Source organism: Acinetobacter sp. BIGb0196 (genome assembly GCF_011759595.1).
In the GTDB taxonomy this organism is placed as follows: domain Bacteria; phylum Pseudomonadota; class Gammaproteobacteria; order Pseudomonadales; family Moraxellaceae; genus Acinetobacter; species Acinetobacter guillouiae.
The window spans coordinates 1,499,256-1,520,206 of the sequence record NZ_JAAOZA010000001.1 but is presented as its reverse complement, the minus strand read 5'-3'; the positions used below and the strand labels follow the sequence as shown (position 1 = coordinate 1,520,206).

Here is a 20,951-nt window from a genome sequence, read left to right as displayed (position 1 = left end):
TGGGTTTAAAAATGAATTTCTACATTGATCTTTGCAAATTCACTTAAATCTTAATCAAGCAATGTGAAGATCTATTGAAAAGCAAGGTCGAGTCATTCAAAAGGTCGAAAAAATCAGTCGCAGATGATTATTCAAAGCATGAGTTAAACTTATATCGAAGTCTTACGTTTCTGCTTGAGAATGGTTTGGTCTAGGCTACTCGAAAATTCACGTTTATCACGCTCAGAAATCGGTGGTGGTCCACCTGTTTGTACACCTGCACCGCGCAAAGTATCCATAAAATCACGCAAATGTAAGCGAGCTTTGACATTGGCTGAAGTGTACACCTCTCCACGTGGGTGAATTGCCACACCACCCTTTTCAATAACCTGTGCCGCTAAAGGGATATCCTGAGTAATCACAATATCATTCTCCCCCATACGATCAACAATTTCTTGGTCAGCTTGATCTGCACCCGACATTGCTTGAATTGAGTTGATCCGTACAGACGGCGTAATACCTACAGGCTGGTTTGCAACAAAAGTAACTTCCAATTGATAACGGTCTGATGCACGTAAGATCACTTCACGAAGAATTTTAGGTAAAGCATCTGCATCGACCCAAAGTTTAAATGGCAGCACACAACATCTCTGATAAAGATTTTTCAACATTTTAACAAAATGCCGCTTCGCTGTCCTATGCATATTCTTTTATTTATCGCGAAAATCTTTAACAACTTCGAGATCCAATCAAACTTTGCATCTCGCTTTTGGTGATTAAAAGTACAATTTAGGGCGTGGTTTATGGCAATTGAGTTTAATATTCAGGTTTTTCTTATGATTTTACATTTCAGGACTTGAAATCTAGCAATCATCCTCGATTTAATAGCATAAGAGAGGCATTTAAAATCGTGAAAATGAACAATCAAAACAGACCTGAAACAATTATCATAGAAGATCAGAATTTTGGTAGCCATGTCGAACATTGGAGTCTATTGACTGAAAATCCAACGTCCGAAGTGCCCAAATGGTTAGGTTTGGCTTTGGATGCACCAGTGATGCCCATGGGGCTTTGTTCAAAAGAATGCGATATGGATGTATCAACTTGGTTAATCCAAGGTCCAAGCGGTTCTTCTGTACAGCTCTGTCAAGTGATTGATGTTGAGAATAACAAACCTAAAGCTGTAAAAACGGCTTTCCCAAGTTTTGAAAGTCCCTATCAATTAAATGCTTCTATTGACCGTATTATTACCTGTAAAACCAATACTCAAGCAGTACTTAGCTTAAAAGTAGGAACAAATAGTGTAGTTTATGCATTTGACAGTTTGTACAGTGTAAACGGCCATCAATATTTGCAAGATCAACAATATAAAGTTCAACTGAATGCATGGGCCTATGAACTTGAAAAAGTTTCTGACCATGAACAAATCATTGTTGATGATCCTGCTTCAATCAAACACCATCGTGCGTTAAACGATATTCTTTCACAAAATAATGGTATTGCACCTGAAAACCTTCAAGAGCAAATTGATGCATGGGAAGCGAAGTCAGAAGATGATAAAGCGCCTGTTACTGTTGATTTTTCTAAAATGGTGGCATACCTCTATGGAGAAACCCTAGGGCAAGAGGATGAGGCTTGGTTTCAAGGTAAAGTGGTCGGTAAAACTCAAATGCAGTTTATGCAACAAGACTATACCCTTTATGATGTGACTTTAATTCTTGAAGAGAACCAACCCGCAATCTTAGTCCGTATCGCAACCAAGGATCCTGCTTTCAAAAATTTTGAAATTGGACAATATATTCGCGGTAATATCTGGATTCAAGCAAACATTTATTCTGCTGCTTGATTCAAAAAACACATAATCAGCATGATGGAAAACCCATCATGCTTTTTTATTACATGTTTTGTAACATTTCTATTATATCTAAATAGAACCTCACACTTTTTATCTTTTTGAATTCAAATTTACTAGTTATCCACAGTTTAAATTAAAAATTAAATAATCAGGCCTTTTTAAAACTATTTAAGTTGAAGAATATCGCCTGTTTATTTAAATAATAAATACATTCCCCTATTTGAAAAATCCCAAGAAAACGAATTCAAAAATAAATTTAAAAACAGCAGCTTAAGTATAAAAATTAAACCAATAAATATCATGATCTTGTTAAAAAATAGATTTCATTTTTATACTTAAATCGGATTATTTTCCATATAAAGACTAAAAAACAGTCAAGTTATCCACAATGTATCCACAAAATCATGATTATAAATTCATAATATTTTTATGGATCGAGAGATAATAAAAGCCGCAACATATTAATAATGTAATTTAGCACTTTATTTAACCAGTCAATTATGTTAAAAATACGACGAACCAATAGGATTTAAACAATAATTTAAAAATCTAGGCTCAGTAATGAAAATTATACCTGAACAATCGACTAGTCTAATCAATCAAGTTAGTGGTTTTCACTTACGCTTGGATAAAGGAGCCTGCTGCTTTTTTGTTCTAGGTATGTTTTTAGCTGCAATGATGATCCATATATTAGGCATATTCCCGACGACTTAATGTTTTACGACATTTATCTCACATAAAAAAATCCCTCACTCTGGAGGGATTTTTTTATGTCTACAGTCCCTAATTTCCCTTCCCCTGTTTATTCAATCAAGGAAAAAATTAAGGTCCTGTTCAACTACAACAAATCATTTAAATGTTTTGAAGTGAGATTAGCCGTTACGTTGAGCAAAGTCATCCATAAAGTTGACAAGTGCTTGTACGCCTTCCAAAGGTACAGCGTTATAAATACTTGCTCGCATACCACCCACTGAACGATGACCAGCAAGATTGAGCAAATGATTTTCTTCAGCTTCTTTCAAGAATAATTTATCCAGTGCTTCATCTGCTAAAGTAAACGGTACATTCATGATTGAACGGTTTGGAAGTGCGATCGGGTTATTATAAAAATCACTAGAATCAATATAACCATATAGCAATTTAGATTTTTCAAGGTTGGTTTTATACATTGCGTCTACACCGCCCTGCTCAAGTAACCATTCAAAAACCAAACCAGACAAATACCAAGCATAAGTTGCTGGCGTATTCACCATAGAATCATTCTTCGCTTGTGAACCATATTTTAACAAGCTTGGAATTTCAGGTTTTGCTTGATCCAATAAATCATCACGCACGATTACAAGGGTTAAACCTGCTGGGCCAATATTCTTTTGTGCTCCAGCATAGATCAAACCAAACTTAGATACGTCTAATGGTGCAGATAAAATACTTGATGAAAAATCAGAAACTAATGGTTTATCTGTTTCTGGAATATTGGCAAATTGAATACCGCCAATTGTTTCATTTTCAGCATAATGGACATAAGCCGCATCGTCTGACAAGTTCCATGTACTTTGCTCAGAAATTGCAAGCTTTCCATTTATGCTTGTTGCCGCTTCAACGATATTGATATCGCCATAACGTTGCGCTTCTTTAGTGGCTTTTTCTGACCAAATCCCAGTATGGATATAATCAGCTTTAGAATTTTTACCCAATAAATTGAGTGGAATTGCAGAAAACTGAAGTGATGCACCACCTTGTAAGAACAATACTTTATAGTTCTCTGGAATGTTCATCAATTTACGTAAATCTGCTTCTGCTTTTTCAGCGACAGCCACATAGTCTTTGCTACGATGGCTCATTTCCATGATGGATAAGCCTTTACCGTGCCAATCCAATAACTCAGCCTGAGCTTTTTCTAAAACGGCAGTAGGTAATGCAGCAGGACCAGCACAGAAATTGTACGCGCGCATGATTTTTCCCTTTTTAAAAGTGAAACGAATGAAATAGGCGCATTTAACCACAAATCGACCTTTCATGCAGTAGCTTTGTCAGTCAATATTTCAATATGTTTAGAGATTTAGAGTTGATAATTCAATTAACTATCGATATTGAGAGAAGCAAAATATTATAGCTAGACTGCTCACGGATATTTTAATCATCAGCCTGAAACAATGACTTATTGCCAACATGCTTTTCTAGCTGACTGCACAAGGCTAGAGCATCCGTTGCTCATATTCATATACGGATAAAACTCAATTTATCAGCTTAACTCAGTTATAATTTATCCAGCTTAAACTTTATTCATTGGTAGATGTTCAATGCCAACATCAAATCATCAGGATTGGATTCGCACAGCATCGGAAACAGATCGATTTGAACGTATCGAAGCATTTTTTAATGATCATGCCTATGAACCGCATCGGCATGATACCTATGCCATTGGTCGTACACTTTCAGGCGTTCAAAGTTTTCATTATCAAGGTGTCATGCAACATAGCCAGCAAGGTATGACCATGGTGCTGCATCCTGATGAAAAACATGATGGTGAATCAGGTACACAAGACGGTTTCCGCTATCGTATGGTGTATATAGAACCTGCAAAAATTCAATCTATTTTAAATGGTAAACCACTACCTTTTATCGAACACGGGATCAGCACAGATCCTCGATTATTTAAAGCCACTAATACTTTTCTACAAAGCATCGAAAATCATATGGAAGTATTGGAAGAAGAAGATGCGCTGTATGATCTAGCCATGGCTTTAAATGAAATTTCTGTTCAACCATTATCACAACGGCTGAGTTTTGATTATCGTGCAGCAGAACAAGCTCGAGAATTTATTCATGCTGTATCTGAACGAAATATCAGCTTAGATGATTTAGAAAAAAATATTGGACGCGACCGTTGGAGTTTATCGCGCGACTTCCGCTTATTGTTTGGAACCAGCCCACATCGTTATTTAACCATGCGTAGGCTGGAAAAAGTTAAAATCAATTTAATCAAAGGGGCTTCTTTGGTTGCGGCTGCAACAGATGCAGGGTTTTATGATCAAAGCCATATGACCCGACATTTTAAACAAGCGTTTGGGCTCAGCCCTGCCCATTGGAAAAAGATCAATCATTTGCCTTAGGCGTAAATACACACAGATTCAGTTCAAGCTAGTGGTTAATCACAGCAAATTCATTCCTACAATAAAATCGCGTAGCATTCCAAGTCCTGTAACAATCAGCATGATTGCCATAATTTTATTTAAATAATTAAACCATTTAGGATCAGAAATTTTATCCCCTAAAAACTTGCCCGCCAAAGCATATACAAATGGCGCTCCAGCAGCACCCATTGAAATGATCAAAGATACAATAAAAATCATTACGCCTGTAATTTTAGCCGCAGGATACATAATTGTCGTGACGGGTAAAATCACCAGAATCCCTTTAGGATTAAACAATTGAATTAAGAAACCATTTAAGAAGGTCAGTTGATGTTCGGCTTTTTCAATACTTTCTAAATAGGCTGTCAACATTTTAACAGCCATATAAAAGGTATACACCGCCCCGACCAAAGAAATATAGTGTAGCCAGTGGTGAGGAATAACAGCCTCACCAACATAGCCCAAAGTCAGAAATAGAAATAACATTGCACAACCCACCCCAATGAAAAAACCGATGGATTGTTTAAGCTGCCCAAGCAGTCCTGAATTCAATCCAATGAAATTTACAGGACCGGGGCTATACATCACACTCAAGGTATAAAGAAAGATTTCCACAACAACACTCAACTTTGATCTAAACGAATTTCAGAAGATCAAAGTAAGTCTGTGGAAATGTTTTGTATTGTACGTTTGTGCAGAACTAAACTTTATTTTCTACATAGCGTGCAAAATTATCTAAAATTGCTTGCCAACCTGCTTGCTGTTGCTCAATCGGATATATCGTTTCAGGATCAAAACTAATCCTCACCACAACAGCATCATTTTTTTGTTCAAAGTGAACTTCAGCATTTCGCTCGCCAAAAGAATAGGCAATTTTTTTATGGGGAATAATTTCAGTATATGTACCCGCAAAATCAAAGCCCATACTGCCATCTTTGGCTTCCATACGATTTGAGAATTGTCCACCTACACGTAAATCATTTTTAGAATTGACCGTGTGCCAATCCGCTGAAGCGGTATTCCATTGCTGTATATCCTCTGGATTATTATAAATATCCCAAACCAATTCGATTGGTGCTGTGACCACGGACTCAACGGTAATTCTTGCCATTTTTATTCTCCATAGATCTATTTTGAGATTCAATTTTTTAATTGAATTATCATATTTTTGATTATAATTTAATCGTGTTTATACTAATTATCGAAACTACAAAAACCACACATATTAAAGTATACATTTAGATTATTTATTCTAGTCATTCAAGGTTAGAATAGTCTCAAATTTAAACAAATGCTGATGATTTTTCAGATGAAATTTAAAACTTGCTATTCACTTAAAGCATTATCAAAATTGATACAAGTAAGCAGTTTTGCAGCCTTAAATACGGCCTTTGTATCTGTCACCTTTGCTGAAAATCTAAGCTATGTACAAGCAGAACAATATTTACTTGAAAATTCTTATACCACCCATGCCAATCAAGCACTCAATCAAGCATCTAAACTTCAAGCAGAGGCCGTCAAAAATATAGGCCTGCCCCGCATCGATTTAAATGTACGTGCCTATAAGTTTCATACTGAAACAGATATTCCGCTGAATGGGGTCAAAAATAATCTGGAACAAACGCTTTCACAAGGCGTTAATGATCGTGTTGATCAATGGCAATCTGAACAGAACATTCCCTCAAATGTGACAGATCCTTTAAAACAAGGGCTAAACCAAGGAATTCATAGTGGTATTGGCTTAATTCCAGATACAGCCAATGTTGTCCTTGAAGATGAAGTTGTTCGTCCTACTGTTTCTGTGATGATGCCAATTTATACTGGCGGGATTACCACGACAACAAAGCAGATTGCCAATTTAAAAGTTGAACGTAGTCAACTCGATGCTAAACAACAGCAAGACACACAACGTTTTGAAGTGATTCAGGCATATTTTAATGTGCAATTACAACAACAGCTGTTCAATGCCAGTCAATTCAATCTAAGTGCAATGCAACAACACTATGACAATTCACTCAAACTTGAAAAACAGGGATTTATTAGCAAGGGACAGCGCATGCAATTTGAAGTTGCACGCAATAATGCCCAGCGTTCAGAACAAAATGCTTCGGCAAATTTACAAGCCAGTCAGTTCCAACTTCAAAATTTATTGCATAAATCCAAAATTGATCAACTGACGACACCCTTATTTGTCAATCGTCAGCAAAACCAATCACTCAACCAACTCCTTGCTTCTTATCCTGAAACTTCAAGCCTGGTTCGAAAAATGCAAATGGATACTCAGCTTGCCAATCAGAATGTCAAAATACAGAGCGCCGCAAAAAAACCAACCCTTTTTGCGTTTGGGGAATATAGTTTAGATCAAAACCAAAACTGGATTGTGGGTGTTGCTGCTCGCTACAACCTATTTTCAGGGATTGATAAAAACAAAAATGTCCAAGCCGCTGAATTACAAAGATATGCAACAGAGCTTATGACAGCGCGCACCCAACAAGAGATTGAGAATATTATCTACAAATCCTATAGTGAACTCGCCACAGCACAGCAGTCCAATCAATTACTGCAACAAAATGAACAAGCAGTGTTAGAGAATTTAAGAATCCAACAATTATCATTTAAAGAAGATATGGGCACCGCCACTCAAGTCATCGATGCACAGAATCAACTCAGCCTACTCAAAACAGAAAAAGCACTCAATGCCTATAAATACGTACTCTCTCTAGCAACTTTGCTACAAAGCCATGGTTCTATTGAACAATTTAAAGACTACGTCAATCAAACTAATACAGATTATATTCGTTAAGATGGAGCATAAAATGACAAAACAGCATGACCATCACAATGGACAAAATGATTCATCTTCAACTTCGCAAGCTGATGCAAACTCAGATATTTCATCAAATGAAAATTTAGTTCATCCAGAAATGAATACACACAATAATACAGATCCGACTGCTTTATCTGATGCAGCTGTAGCGCAACAACCTACAGCCAATCAAATTGAATCTGAAAAAGACACACCAATCAGAGACTCAGCACAGGAACAAAGAGCTGCGACAAACATCAACGCTGATCAAAAACCTTCTAAAAAGAAAACAATTTTGGTCATCGGCGCAATAATTTTAATTCTATTATTGGGATTGATTGCGTTTGGTCTATGGAAAAGTTATCAACCTAAAACAGTAGATGTTCAAGGACGTGTTGAGGCTGAAACATTACATGTCAGCACTAAAGTTCCAAGTCGGATAGAAGGCATCTTTGTCAGCGATGGTCAAAAAATTGAAAAAGGACAACTGTTAGTTACTCTAAGTAGTCCAGAAATTGCTGCCAAAAAACAACAAGCGCTGGCAAGTTTACAATCCGCCTTAGCCTTACAATCGACGGCAGACAGAGGTTCTCAACAAGAAAACATTGATACCTTATATGCCAATTGGCAAAGTGTAAAAGCGCAAGAAAATCTTGCAAAAATGACCTATCAACGTGGTGCTAACCTCTTTGCACAAGGGGTAATTTCACGTCAACGCCGTGATGAAATGCATGCCGCTGCACAATCAGCCACTCAAATGAGTGAAGCCGCTTATCAGCAATATGCACGTGCAAAGCGTGGCAGTACCGCTGAACAAAAATCTGGGGCTGATGCACAAGTCGAGATTGCAAAAGCCGCTGTTGCGGAAGCCAATGCTTTAGAGGCAGAAACCAAACTATATTCTCTTGTAAACGGCACAGTATCTAAAACTTATGGTAAACCCTCAGAACTGGTGGCTATTGGTGTTCCTGTTGTAAGTATTATTCAAGATGAAGAAAATTGGGTCAGCTTAAATGTCCGTGAAGATCAATACACCCAAGTTTATCAAGCAAAAAGCTTAGATGGTTTTATACCCGCACTTAATAAAACAGTGTCATTTAACATCAAAAATATAGATGCTGAGGGTGAGTTTGCAACTATTAAAACCACACGTCAGACAGGTGGATATGATATTCGTAGTTTTAAAGTCAAGCTTACACCCGCTGAAGCCGTGCCTGAATTAAAAGTAGGCATGAGTGTGATCTTTAAATTAAAAGAGAGCCAATAAGCATGTGGACGGGCATGTTAAGAGAGCTTCAATATTTGCTCAAGCATAAATGGGATTTATGCTTAGTCACACTTGCCCCGCTCTTTGTGATTATTTTATTCAGTAGTATGTTTTATGCAGGAAAAGCTGAACATTTACCGATTGCAATTATTGATCAAGATCAAAGTGAACTCAGTCGCAATATAGAAAATTATCTTAGTCATAATCACACGCTTTCAATCTACACTGTATCAGACAATCCCAATGAAGTTGAACATCTGCTCAATCAGACCAAGATTTGGGGATATGTGCATATTCCAGCAGGTGCTGAACAACGTATGGTTCAAGCACAAGATGCACAGATCAGTATTGCTTTTAATCAGTCCTATTTTAGTATTGGCAATGGGATCTCTTCAGCGATGCTTCTCTCTACGGTTGAAGCGATTGCTGATTTTGCAAAGAATTCATATTTTGAAAATAAAATTCCTTATGCTGAACTTTCCACAGCAAATATAAAAATTTCTCCCCTATTCAATCCGAATCTCAGTTATGAGTTCTATTTAGAACCCTTTATGATTCCAGCAATTTTGCACTTATTGCTGTGTTGTTGTGTAGCCTTTGCTGTGGGTCAAGAATTGAAATACGGTACCTTAAATCAATGGGTCCAAGGCAAGTCTGTATTGAGTGCGCTTTTGGCAAAAAATATGGTCTATGTGTTAATTTTCTGTTTTTGGACTTGGGCATGGTTGTTTTGGCTGGTGGTGATCCGAGGTTGGTTCATTGCTGGCAGCCTATGGATGATTTTACTTGGACAATTCTTACTTTATTCAGCCTATGCACTGATCAGTAGTACAGTCGTTCTCGCAACTAGAAATTTATCTAAAACTTTTGGATTTATTGCAGTCTATGGTGGCTCCTCGCTGAGTTTTGCAGGCGTAACGCTTCCCTTAAATAATGCACCAATTTTTACCAAATTTTGGGCCAACATTATTCCTTATACACCTTATGCGAAATTACAAACTGAACAATGGGTTGTTGGCAGTCCTAGTTTTATTTCGATGGTTCCTTTAGCTATCCTTGCCGCATATTGTATTTTCTATTTTGCATTATCAAGTTTACTCCTCAATAAAAATTTAAAGGGAGCAAAACATGATTAAATTCTTTAAAGAACTCGCTCGATACTATGTAGACACTTTTAAAAATATTGGGAAAAACTCGTCTATTTTGACCACCATGGTGCTTTCAGTATTTTTTTATAGCATTTTTTATCCCACAGCCTATAAAGCGCAAACGGCTGAAAGCTTACCGATTATTATTGTAGATGAAGAACAAAGCTATCTGAGCAATACCATCATTACTGAAGTTGCCAAAAGTCCCAATGTAAAAATTACTGAAATTACTGGAAATTTTGAACAAGCAAAACGTATGGTTCAAGAGCAAAAAGCCGATGGTATTTTATTATTACCTGAGAACCTATCCAATAGTGTGGTTCGAGGTGAAGCTGGTGGTATTGGTTTATATTTAAGCAGTGCTTATTTTCTTAAAACCAAACAGATTGGTTTAGGCTTAGCCACTGCAATTGAAAATGCAGTGGCAGAACAAGCCGAAAGGTTTGGCAAAATTTCACATTTCCAAGTCGCCCTTCCAATCCATCAAATTCCGTTGTTTAACACGCTTTCAGGATATGGCAGTTATATCTTTCCTGCAATTGCACCGCTGATTATCCATCAGACTATTGTTCTGGGCTTGTGCATGTTGATTGCTGGGTATCGTGAGCAACGATGGCGAGCCACAACCGCTGAATTTTTTGGAATCTATCTAGCAGCACTCACGATTGGCTGCCTCGGCTGCTATTATCTATTTGGTTTCACTTACTGGATCAATGACTACCCAAGAGGTGGCAATTTCTGGGGCATGCTGTTTTCTGTTCCGATTTTTATTAGTTGCGTGATTACAATGGCAATGCTTTTAGCCAGCTATCTAGATATTTCAGAACGTGCTGGACATCTGATCGTTTTCACCTCAATTCCATTATTTTTACTCTCAGGTGCAGCTTGGCCCCTGCAAGCAATGCCGACTTGGATGCAGTATTTTGCTCACCTCTTCCCGTCTACTCAAGGAATTAACTTATTTATTCAGTTAAATCAAATGGGTGTACCGATTCAGGTGGTTATTCCTAAGTTAATTTATCTCGTGTGCTTAACAGGAGTTTTGATGATATGGGCATATATACGCCTGACCAAAACACATAAAAAATAAGAATAATTGTGTGAAATTTAATTTATATAATGAATTAAAATTAACAATAAAATCGAATATTTTAATCAAACTGAACTATTTTTAATCATTTGAACGAATTTTTGATAAAAAAGTTAGTACTGCTGACGCAAATAGCGTCAGAATAGGCCATTTTCGAAATACTCTGAATACTCAGAATCTCCCACCCTAAGGCACCCACATGCTTTAGCGGGATTTCTTTTGTGTTTTTTTGATAGAGTTTTCCTTTTCGCCAAAATCTGAATTTTAAGGGCTCAGTATGAAGAAAATGAAAATTAGCCTCGCTTGGCAAATTGTTATTGCGCTCTTCTTAGGTATTCTTGTTGGTGCTTTTTTGCACAACGCACCTGAAATTCGCGGTGACATCATTGCAAACTTTTTACAACCATTGGGTAAGATTTTCATCAATCTGATCAAAATGATTGTAATTCCACTTGTGCTTTCCATGCTGATTTTAGGAATTGCCAATGCGGGTGACAGTAAAAGTGTCGGTAAACTTGGTTTTAAAACCATTGTTTATTTTGAGATTATTACGACAGTTGCAATTATTGTAGGCTTAGTTGCTGCCAATGTATTCCAACCTGGTGCAGGCATTGATATGTCTACACTGACAACCTCTGATATTTCGCAATATAAAGAAACGACGCAGGAAGTCAGCCATGAAGCTCATGGCTTAGTGAATACAGTTCTTTCACTTATCCCACCGAATATTTTTGCTGCAATGGGTGATGGGCACATGTTGCCGATTATTTTCTTTGCAGTCATTTTCGGTATTGGTCTAGGTTCATTGTCTAAAGAAACCAAGCAACCGTTAATTGACGTGTTAAAAGCTGTTTCTGAAACAATGTTCAAAGTAACGCACATGATCATGATGTTTGCACCGTTTGGTGTATTCGGCTTGATTGCAGCGACTGTTGCAAACTTTGGTTTTAGTTCATTATTACCGTTAATTAAACTAGCAGTTTTAGTTTATGGGGCAATTTTGTTCTTTATCTTTATTGTGCTTGGTTTTGTGGCTAGATTCTGTGGTTTCAGTATCTGGACAATTATCAAAATCTTAAAAGATGAACTTATTCTGGCCTACTCCACTGCAAGCTCTGAAACCGTTTTACCACGTATGATGGAAAAAATGGAAGCTTATGGTGCACCTAAATCAATTACCAGTTTTGTTGTTCCTATCGGTTATTCATTTAACTTAGATGGTTCAACACTCTATCAAAGTATTGCTGCCATATTTATTGCGCAACTTTACGGTATTGATTTAACCATCACTCAACAGCTTGTTTTGGTCTTGACCCTGATGATTACCTCTAAGGGTATCGCAGGTGTTCCTGGTGTGTCTTTCGTAGTCCTATTGGCAACTTTAGGCAGCGTGGGGATCCCACTAGAAGGCTTAGCATTTATTGCGGGTATTGACCGTATTTTAGATATGGCTCGTACTGTATTGAATGTGATTGGTAACGCACTTGCTGTTCTCGTGATTAGTAAATGGGAAGGCAAATTCGATACTGAAAAACAAAAATCTTATAATTTTGATGCCACACATTAATTTTTAAGATCAGAAAAACCACCTTCGGGTGGTTTTTTTGTACATGCTTGACTGAGATCACCTCCCTTTTAGACTGCATTCAATTCCACCAATCGCTCAAAAGATTGAATATATGATATGCAGAATAATTAACCTTTTAGCATTGATAAGGGTACTGTTTTAATGGCGTTTTACCCTTCTTTAAAATGATTTTAATCTGCACTTTTTTACCTACTTCGACAAACTCTTGGGTGATATAACCATCTTTTGCAAGGCATAAATTCCAATCGTACACTTGCACCCCATGAATCATTAAGCTTTCAACTTTCCATTGAGCCAGCTTTTCAAAATTCACTATCCCCAATTTATTTGTGAACTTTTCATCATACTGGTCATCTATTTTTGCAGGATGTACTGCCGTTACTAACACGACTTTTACATCAGAAATTGCTACTCCCTGCTCATTTACAACAGTCACAGTGACTTGAGGCTTCTGTCTTTTATATATCGGATAACAGCTACTTAAAGAAATCAGTATTGGTATTAGAAATATAAATCTATTCATTCATTTACCTTGTATAGCCACAGCTCAATTTTGAGTTTCCTTGTGGTGTTTCATCTAAAGCATTCTCAATATTCCAATCATCACCCACAACCTTACGTAAATGATAGAGCACCGTTGTCGGTGTACCCTTAAATACAAAATAGTAACCATTGGATTGAGTTTTACCCGATTTATATTTTTGTAATGCAATTTTGATCAGTTGTGATCCAAAAACATTACTATCTACTGCTAAGTCATCCTGTTCAGTATGTGCAGTTTTATAATAGCGATAACCTTGCACACCATAATATGTATTATTACCAACAATCATCGTCTGTTTAGATTTATTCAGCTTTACATTTTTCTGCCCATCACGGCTAAAATCTTGTAAAAGTACAGCTATTTTACTTTCAGGATGTTGAAAAAGTGCATAACAATTGATCGCTTTAGTATCGATAAGCGTGTCTATCTGAATATTCTGAGCATTTACCAATTGTGTAAAAATCAAACCGACTATTAGTAAACTTATTTTATTTATATTCTGAAACTGTTTCATAGGTTATTTTCCAGCAGTCGTTTGCGAAAGCAATAAGTTTTATAAGGACTCTAAAGTCACGATTAGGTCATTTATTTTTATGAAAAAAAATTATAAAAATTCATAATAGACTTCTTTCATAAGTCCTTTTTAAAACCATAAATCAACATAAAAGCACCCTCATCCTAACCTTCTCCCATAGGGAGAAGGAACTTTCAATTCCAATATAATTCACTTCACATGATCATTTTTTGATTCATGAAATATCTTTAATACACAAAAACCACAATAAAGTGGCTTTTGTTATTAGCATCTAAAATTATCAATCAGAGAATGTACTCGCTTCTTTAGCTATGCAATTAAATATGCACTGAGAATAATCAGCATTTGTACAACTAAAATAACACTAAACCATTTCCAGCCTTTTTGGCGAAGGATGACCTTATCTGCTGTTGAATAATTGACTGTTCTTATCATTTTATCACCTCATTCTTGCTACATCATGGAACATTTTTGGGGCAAAACATTGGTCTTTTAATAGACAATGTATAACATGCAAAAAATAAACCAACCCTAAAAGTGTAACAATTTTCCAATACCTTCATTGATGTTCATTCGAGGCTTCCCAGTAAAATTTTTTTTGTTCTAATGACAATGAGTCAATCAATTTTCTTTGTTGAACCCATTCAATATGAGGAAAACAATAACCATCCGACTCAGCAAAAAAACGCTGACCTTTTTGATCTATCAACTCGACTTGCACACAAAAATAATCCCCATATAACGTCGAGGCCTTTAAAAGATGATCGCGATCGAAGTCAATTTTAACCATGGCTACACTTAAATCAGTCAGAAATTTATGATGGATACTTAAATAATGAACTAAATATTTAGAGAATTTTTGATGGACTTTCTCTAAAAAAATACCGTTAATGTCATGGTGTTGATTCAACAATTTAAAAGTAAAACTCGATGTATTTAAATGCCTTGCATGGGTATACAGTACGCTTATGCCCCAAAAGCCATAATAATCATGATAGCGATTGATAAACTTATCCAAAATAACTCTTGTCACATCCAACAGTCTTTTTTCATTTTTAGTAAATATGCAATATTTTCAATCATCATAGATTAAAAAAGCCCCTTACGGGGCTTTTACAATCCATCGGTCTAGATCTAATTAACCAATAAACTTACGCGCATTACGGAACATACGTAACCATGCACCATCTTCAGTCCATTCCTCAGGCTTCCAAGAGTGCTGAATTGCACGGAAATTACGTTCAGGATGTGGCATCATAATCGTTGCACGACCATCTTTTGAAGTCACCCCAGAAATCGCTTCAGGAGAGCCATTCGGGTTCAATGGGTATTGTTGAGTCGCATTACCCAAGCTGTCTACATAACGTAAAATCACTTGATTACCCGCATTTAACGCAGCAAAGTTTTCAGCAGAAGTTTCTGCACGACCTTCACCATGTGCAACAGCGATTGGTAAAATAGAGCCTTCCATACCTCCTAAAAGAATCGATGGAGATTTCTCAACTTTCACATTCACAACACGTGCTTCAAATACTTCTGAAGTATTACGGCGGAAACGTGGCCAGTTGTCTGCGCCTGGAATAAGTGGTGCAAGCTGAGCCAACATTTGACAACCATTACAAATACCTACAGAGAAAGTATTGTCACGGTTAAAGAATTTCTCAAATTGATCACGAAGTTTAGGATTAAACAGTACAGACTTGGCCCAACCACCACCAGCACCTAAAACATCGCCATAAGAGAAACCACCACAAGCAACCAGCCCTTCAAAGTCGTCTAAATCTACACGACCTGAAAGTAAATCACTCATGTGAACATCCACAGTATTAAAACCCACTTTATCGAATGCCGCAGCCATTTCAACATGACCATTCACGCCTTGTTCACGTAAAATCATCATGTTTGGACGGCGTTCATTGATATATGGTGCTTCAACAGGCTCATTTAAATCAAAAGTTGGTAATGCAATTATACCTTTATGGTTTTTATCACCAATTAATGCAAATTCTGAATCAGCGGTTTCTACGTTATCACGTAAACGTTGAATTTGATGAGACACTTCAGTCCAAGCTTGTTGCAATTCAGCACGATCAAGTACCAAACTGTTCACTGACAATTTATCAAAATCATTGACAGTACCAACAACGCGAATCGCGTCTTTTAAACTTGAAGTTGCAACTTCATCTGTCAAACTTGCCCAGTCTGCTTTAGAAATTTGCAATACTGCACCAATTTCTTCGGCAAATAAGCTTTCAGTAGATTGATCTTCAAGTGCTACACCTAAGCGTGAAGCAAACATCATTTCAGCAACAGTTGCCAATAAGCCACCATCACCGATGTCATGATACGCCATGATCAAACCGCGATTATTCCAATCTTGAACCAATGCAAAGAATGCTTTGAACTCATCAAAGTTATCAACATCAGGTGTAACAGAACCAATTGCCTTATACACTTGTGCAAGGATCGAACCGCCTAAACGGAACTGACCTTTAGATAAATCAATACGTACTAGAACTGAATCTTCATTTTTCAATTCAGGTGTCAATGTTTTACGAACATCCAACACAGGTGCAAATGCAGTGATGACACCAGACATTGGTGAAGTCACAGATTTATCTTCGCCTTCGTCATTCCAAGTTGTACGCATTGACAATGAGTCTTTACCCACTGGAATTGCAATACCCAATGCTGGACACATTTCCATACCGATGGCTTTTACACCTTCGAATAATGCTTGATCTTCACCTTTTTGACCTGCGGCCGCCATCCAGTTAGCAGACAGTTTAATATCACTGATCTGTTCAATATTGGCACACATGATATTGGTGATGGACTCAGCCACGGCCAAACGTGCCGAAGCAGCAGGATTTAACAATGCAACAGGAGGACGCTCACCCATTGCCATTGCTTCACCGGTATAGCCTTGTAAGCTTGTTGTGGTTACCGCAGCATCCGCAACTGGCACTTGCCAGCGGCCCACCATCTGATCACGCGATACCATACCCGTGATTGAACGGTCACCAATGGTGATTAGGAATGCTTTTGAAGCCACTGTCGGGTTTTTCAATACACGGAAGATTGCATCTTTTAAATCGACTTTAGATGCATCAAACTCATCACCTTTACGTTGAATCGTTTCGTATGTACGACTCATACGTGGCGTGCCACCAAGCATGACTTGCATTGGCATATCCACTGCTTTGTTTTCAAACAATGGATCGTTTACAGTCAATTGACGTGCTTCAGTCGCTTCACCCAATACAGCAAATGGGCAACGTTCACGTGCACAAATCGATTCAAATAACTCTAACGATTCTGGCTTGATGGCAAGTACATAACGTTCTTGCGCTTCATTTGACCAGATTTCCATTGGCGACATGCCTGGTTCAAGCGATGGGATTTTACGAAGATCAAGAGTTGCACCCAATTCGTGATCATTCACAAGTTCAGGCATTGCATTGGAAACACCACCCGCACCCACATCATGTACAGATACGATCGGGTTAAAGTCTTCCATTCTCCAACATGCATCAATCACTTCCTGACAACGACGCTCCATTTCTGGGTTTTCACGTTGTACAGAAGCAAAATCTAGGTTTTCACCTAATTTACCGCTATCTACAGAAGAAGCTGCACCACCGCCCAAACCAATGAGCATCGCAGGACCACCCAGTACAATCAGTAAATCGCCGGGCTGAATTGCATCTTTTTCAACATGGTCAGGACGAATATTCCCGTAACCACCCGCAATCATAATCGGTTTATGGAAACCTTTTACTTCGCCATTAACATTTTGCTCAAAAGTACGGAAGTAACCATTTAACGCAGGACGACCAAACTCGTTGTTAAATGCTGCACCGCCTAAAGGACCATCAATCATGATCTGAAGTGGTGATGCCATACGAGATGGTTTACCGTAGTTTTCTTCCCAAGGCTGTTCAAAACCTGGAATATTAAGGTTAGAAACCGTAAAGCCCGTTAAACCTGCTTTTGGTTTACCACCACGGCCTGTTGCACCTTCATCACGAATTTCACCACCAGAACCTGTCGCAGCACCTGCAAATGGAGCAATTGCGGTTGGATGGTTGTGGGTTTCCACTTTCATAAGAATGTGGGCAGCTTGGCTCTTATATTTATAAATATGGTGACCCGTGGCTTCATCTTTTTTCGGATAGAAACGCTGTGTGTCAAAACCAACAATTACAGAAGCATTATCTTTATATGCTGACAAAACATCTGTAGGTGATTCTTTATAGGTATTTTTAATCATTTGGAACAATGATAATGGTTGTTTTTCACCATCAATTGTCCACTCTGAACCAAAAATTTTATGACGACAATGTTCTGAGTTTGCTTGAGCAAACATCATCAACTCGATGTCATGTGGGTTACGCCCCATCTTATTAAATGCTGCGGTTAAATAGTCAATTTCTTCATCTGACAATGCAAAGCCAAACTCAGAGTTTGCTTTAACCAGTGCATCTTTACCTTGCCCCAAAATATCAATTGAGTTTAAAGGTTTAGGCTCAGTTTCAGAGAATAAAGCTGTTGCGTCATCAATTTTATTGAAAACGCTTTCTGTCATACGGTCATGTAAAATTTGTTTTACTTCATCAGAAATTTCAGAAATTCCCTTTAAAGTAAACAAAACACCGCGTTCTAAGCGGTGTACAGGTGTATTACAGTTGGCAAAAATATCGGTTGCCTTAGATGACCACGGTGAAATTGTACCGACACGTGGCGTGACTAAAATCTGGACTTCGTCACTTGTAGCCTGACGAACTTCAAACGATGCGCCATCGTTTAAAAGCTGTAAAGCAGATTGCTGTTGTTGCTCGTTGAGCGTTTGGTCGAAAAGGTAAACCCATTGGCTTTCTATTGATTGAACAGAACTGATCGACGCAAGGCGTGTTAATAGTTGTGTTTGCTTAAAAGAAGAGTGTGCAGGTGCACCGGCAACGATAAACATGCTGTTTTTGGCTCCACGGGCAGGTTTTGGCAACCTACCTCAATGTGACTTGAAGAGAGCGCATATTCTACTGTGAAAGCAAGATTTCAGCTAGTCATATCCCACTTAAAAAACGCTGAAATCTTGGTTTTAAATATCCGATTTACTTTGACTTTCGTCTTTAAACATGATTCGTAACAATTGAATTATTGAGCTGTATAATGAAACTCACCCGTTTTAGGATCTTCTTTCGCAATGATTCCGCTTTTTTGATAAAAGACTTTTCCACAAGAAATCTCGGGATCGATTTCACCATCAATATCATAGGATAATCGGACATTGATATGTTCTAAATTTGGGTTTTGAGATGCAGAGTCAATGAAAAATACATCTAAACTTTCCATGTTATAGCACACATAGATTTTTTCAGGATGCGAGTTTTTATTCAGATCAATTGTATACGTATGATCCGCATTTTGAGTCATTCGATCGAGTTTGAGAGCAACCGCATTGACCAAATCACCACTTTTATTGATCGCATACGCATAGTTTGCCGTGTCATTTTTATAAGCTTCATTGCAGTTTTTAATTGGTTGCCCAATTTTCACCTTGCTAGGCGTAAGATCCTCTATTGTAAATTTAGCTTTTCCATTCAACATACTGCTTGGTAAGATGCTCCAATACTGTTTATTTTGCGCATTTGGATCATCTGTCCAAATACAATTATTTGTCAGATGACCATCTGGCGTTTCTTGAAAGGCAAAAGTCGCTAAAGCTTGATCTACTGGTTCAGGCTTGGCAGGAATGCTTTCTTCGATTTCAGCTTTACTCACTTCAATCTTTTTCTGTGTTTCAATTTCTTTGTTTTGATTGGATAGATTTTTATCAACTTGGTTACATCCTGACAAAAAAATTATGAATAGCAATATAAATTTATTGTTCACTGAATACCCTTCATTATTTTGCGTTACTTTGACAACATACGTTGCATAGTCGGTGAATCATAGCTATAAAGCCCCAAGCTTGGATCAAATTCCACCCTATTGATTTGGTTTTTATCTTCCAATTTATAATTAGAAAAATAAAATTTATTACCTTTATATTGAATCTGTATTGGATAATATGACTGTCCTTTTACGGGTATAAAAGAAAGTTTTGAATCAAACTTGTGTGCTTTAGGTGTATAAAACATTTCTGTTGTATCCTCACTCGCATTTGAGACTAAATAGCTTCGTAGAAACTCATCCTCTTTCAAACTTAAGACATACCAATCAGAGTACTTTGCTCCATTTGCTATACCATATAACCTGAAAAAACTTCCCTTTCTATCTGCGCCAATTAGCCTAATATTTGAAGCAATTTCAGGAACACTCAACTTACTTAGGGAGGTTTCAAAGCCTTCATAAGAATCGATACCTTCATAATTTATTGGTGTGCGAGTAACCAATTGATATTTGCCAGTTTCCAATTGCTTAAATAAATAAAGTTCCAATTTAGGATCTGTAATACGTATTTCTCGTCCAGCCCCATGCATTTCGAATATTTCGACTGGAAGTAAAAAACGCTTTTCCTTATTTATATTTTTGAATTGAATAGCTTTACGGGGGAAAACGACGATATTTTTCTCAATGAGTTTTTTACCATCAATACAATTACATTTTTCATAGTATTTATATTCAACAGCGGTAAATAATTTTGTATTCGAATGTGAAAATTGTGAGTCATTCATTTGTACAATATCGAAAGGATACAAGGTTTTAACTATATTCTGGAGCTCGAAATTTTCTAACTCTATCTGTTTCATCTCATCTGCATTAAATACCTGATTTTGCCCAGTTTGCTTGTGAGGATAAAACGTATAATCAATTATTGTACGTTCTTCAAATGAGCGTAGCCCTAATGCATTTTCTGTAATAGAAATTTCTTTTGAAGGATCAATAATAGGATAGTTTTCACCATGAGTATAAATTATTGGTAAGCATAAAATAAGCACAAAACTAACGAATTGATCTTTTAAACTCATCTTATATAAAGCCTATTCTTTATCATTTATA

Annotated in this window: 18 protein-coding genes; 7 read left to right on the top strand and 11 right to left on the bottom strand. The window is 37.3% G+C overall.

The window, feature by feature from the left end:
* Window positions 1-149: 149 nt before the first annotated feature.
* Window positions 150-650, bottom strand: a complete 501-nt coding sequence (locus tag FHR28_RS06850) for a YaiI/YqxD family protein (RefSeq protein ID WP_154130113.1) — start codon at window positions 648-650, stop codon at window positions 150-152.
* 245 nt (window positions 651-895) lie between these two features.
* Here FHR28_RS06850 and FHR28_RS06845 point away from each other — a divergent pair, with 245 nt between their 5' ends.
* Window positions 896-1,825, top strand: a complete 930-nt coding sequence (locus tag FHR28_RS06845) for a hypothetical protein (protein ID WP_004724362.1) — start codon at window positions 896-898, stop codon at window positions 1,823-1,825.
* A gap of 881 nt (window positions 1,826-2,706) precedes the next feature.
* Here FHR28_RS06845 and serC read toward each other — a convergent pair.
* Window positions 2,707-3,786, bottom strand: coding sequence for a 3-phosphoserine/phosphohydroxythreonine transaminase (serC, locus tag FHR28_RS06840; protein WP_105714140.1), 1,080 nt, complete (start codon window positions 3,784-3,786; stop codon window positions 2,707-2,709).
* Window positions 3,787-4,134: 348 nt separating this feature from the next.
* On the opposite strand from serC, the gene FHR28_RS06835 reads away from it, so the two are divergent.
* Window positions 4,135-4,947, top strand: coding sequence for an AraC family transcriptional regulator (locus FHR28_RS06835; RefSeq protein ID WP_151957204.1), 813 nt, complete (start codon window positions 4,135-4,137; stop codon window positions 4,945-4,947).
* Window positions 4,948-4,986: 39 nt separating this feature from the next.
* On the opposite strand, the gene FHR28_RS06830 is transcribed toward FHR28_RS06835, so the two are convergent.
* Entirely contained in the window at window positions 4,987-5,583 is a 597-nt protein-coding gene (locus FHR28_RS06830; protein WP_166782238.1) for a LysE family translocator, read from the bottom strand.
* Between the two features lie 85 nt (window positions 5,584-5,668).
* Window positions 5,669-6,079: an SRPBCC domain-containing protein gene (locus FHR28_RS06825; protein ID WP_056512074.1), complete on the bottom strand. Its 411-nt coding sequence runs from the start codon at window positions 6,077-6,079 to the stop codon at window positions 5,669-5,671.
* Between the two features lie 198 nt (window positions 6,080-6,277).
* Between FHR28_RS06825 and FHR28_RS06820 the strand changes: the two genes are divergently transcribed.
* The 5 genes from FHR28_RS06820 to gltP all read left to right on the top strand — a co-directional run bounded on the left by FHR28_RS06820 (window position 6,278) and on the right by gltP (window position 12,846).
* The gene (locus FHR28_RS06820; protein WP_166782237.1) at window positions 6,278-7,771 is read left to right on the top strand and encodes a TolC family protein; all 1,494 of its coding nucleotides are present in this window, start codon (window positions 6,278-6,280) and stop codon (window positions 7,769-7,771) included.
* Between the two features lie 13 nt (window positions 7,772-7,784).
* Window positions 7,785-9,041 carry an HlyD family secretion protein gene (locus tag FHR28_RS06815; protein WP_166782236.1) on the top strand — a complete coding sequence of 419 codons (1,257 nt, stop codon included), beginning with the start codon at window positions 7,785-7,787 and terminating at the stop codon, window positions 9,039-9,041.
* 2 nt (window positions 9,042-9,043) lie between these two features.
* Complete coding sequence (locus FHR28_RS06810) at window positions 9,044-10,177, top strand: ABC transporter permease (RefSeq protein ID WP_166782235.1); 1,134 nt, start codon at window positions 9,044-9,046, stop codon at window positions 10,175-10,177.
* Entirely contained in the window at window positions 10,170-11,279 is a 1,110-nt protein-coding gene (locus tag FHR28_RS06805) for an ABC transporter permease (protein WP_166782234.1), read from the top strand. The genes FHR28_RS06810 and FHR28_RS06805 overlap by 8 nt, the downstream gene beginning before the upstream one ends.
* 277 nt (window positions 11,280-11,556) lie before the next feature.
* Entirely contained in the window at window positions 11,557-12,846 is a 1,290-nt protein-coding gene (gltP, locus tag FHR28_RS06800; protein ID WP_004724381.1) for a glutamate/aspartate:proton symporter GltP, read from the top strand.
* Between the two features lie 136 nt (window positions 12,847-12,982).
* Here gltP and FHR28_RS06795 read toward each other — a convergent pair whose 3' ends face one another.
* The 7 genes from FHR28_RS06795 to FHR28_RS06770 all read right to left on the bottom strand — a co-directional run bounded on the left by FHR28_RS06795 (window position 12,983) and on the right by FHR28_RS06770 (window position 20,920).
* A complete protein-coding gene (locus FHR28_RS06795; RefSeq protein ID WP_166782233.1) occupies window positions 12,983-13,390 on the bottom strand; it encodes a hypothetical protein in 408 nt (135 codons plus the stop codon).
* Window positions 13,391-13,394: 4 nt separating this feature from the next.
* On the bottom strand, window positions 13,395-13,925 hold the full coding sequence (locus tag FHR28_RS06790; RefSeq protein ID WP_056512091.1) for a hypothetical protein: 531 nt from the start codon (window positions 13,923-13,925) through the stop codon (window positions 13,395-13,397).
* A 330-nt stretch (window positions 13,926-14,255) separates the two neighbouring features.
* Window positions 14,256-14,381, bottom strand: coding sequence for a KGW motif small protein (locus tag FHR28_RS22015; RefSeq protein WP_004724391.1), 126 nt, complete (start codon window positions 14,379-14,381; stop codon window positions 14,256-14,258).
* A 124-nt stretch (window positions 14,382-14,505) separates the two neighbouring features.
* Window positions 14,506-14,979, bottom strand: a complete 474-nt coding sequence (locus FHR28_RS06785) for a hypothetical protein (RefSeq protein WP_259192048.1) — start codon at window positions 14,977-14,979, stop codon at window positions 14,506-14,508.
* Window positions 14,980-15,084: 105 nt separating this feature from the next.
* On the bottom strand, window positions 15,085-18,918 hold the full coding sequence (gene purL, locus FHR28_RS06780; RefSeq protein ID WP_166782232.1) for a phosphoribosylformylglycinamidine synthase: 3,834 nt from the start codon (window positions 18,916-18,918) through the stop codon (window positions 15,085-15,087).
* A 185-nt stretch (window positions 18,919-19,103) separates the two neighbouring features.
* Window positions 19,104-19,841 (bottom strand): hypothetical protein, encoded by a 738-nt coding sequence (locus FHR28_RS06775; RefSeq protein WP_166782231.1) that lies wholly within the window; start codon window positions 19,839-19,841, stop codon window positions 19,104-19,106.
* Window positions 19,842-19,864: 23 nt separating this feature from the next.
* Window positions 19,865-20,920 (bottom strand): hypothetical protein, encoded by a 1,056-nt coding sequence (locus tag FHR28_RS06770; RefSeq protein ID WP_166782230.1) that lies wholly within the window; start codon window positions 20,918-20,920, stop codon window positions 19,865-19,867.
* Window positions 20,921-20,951 lie beyond the last annotated feature (31 nt).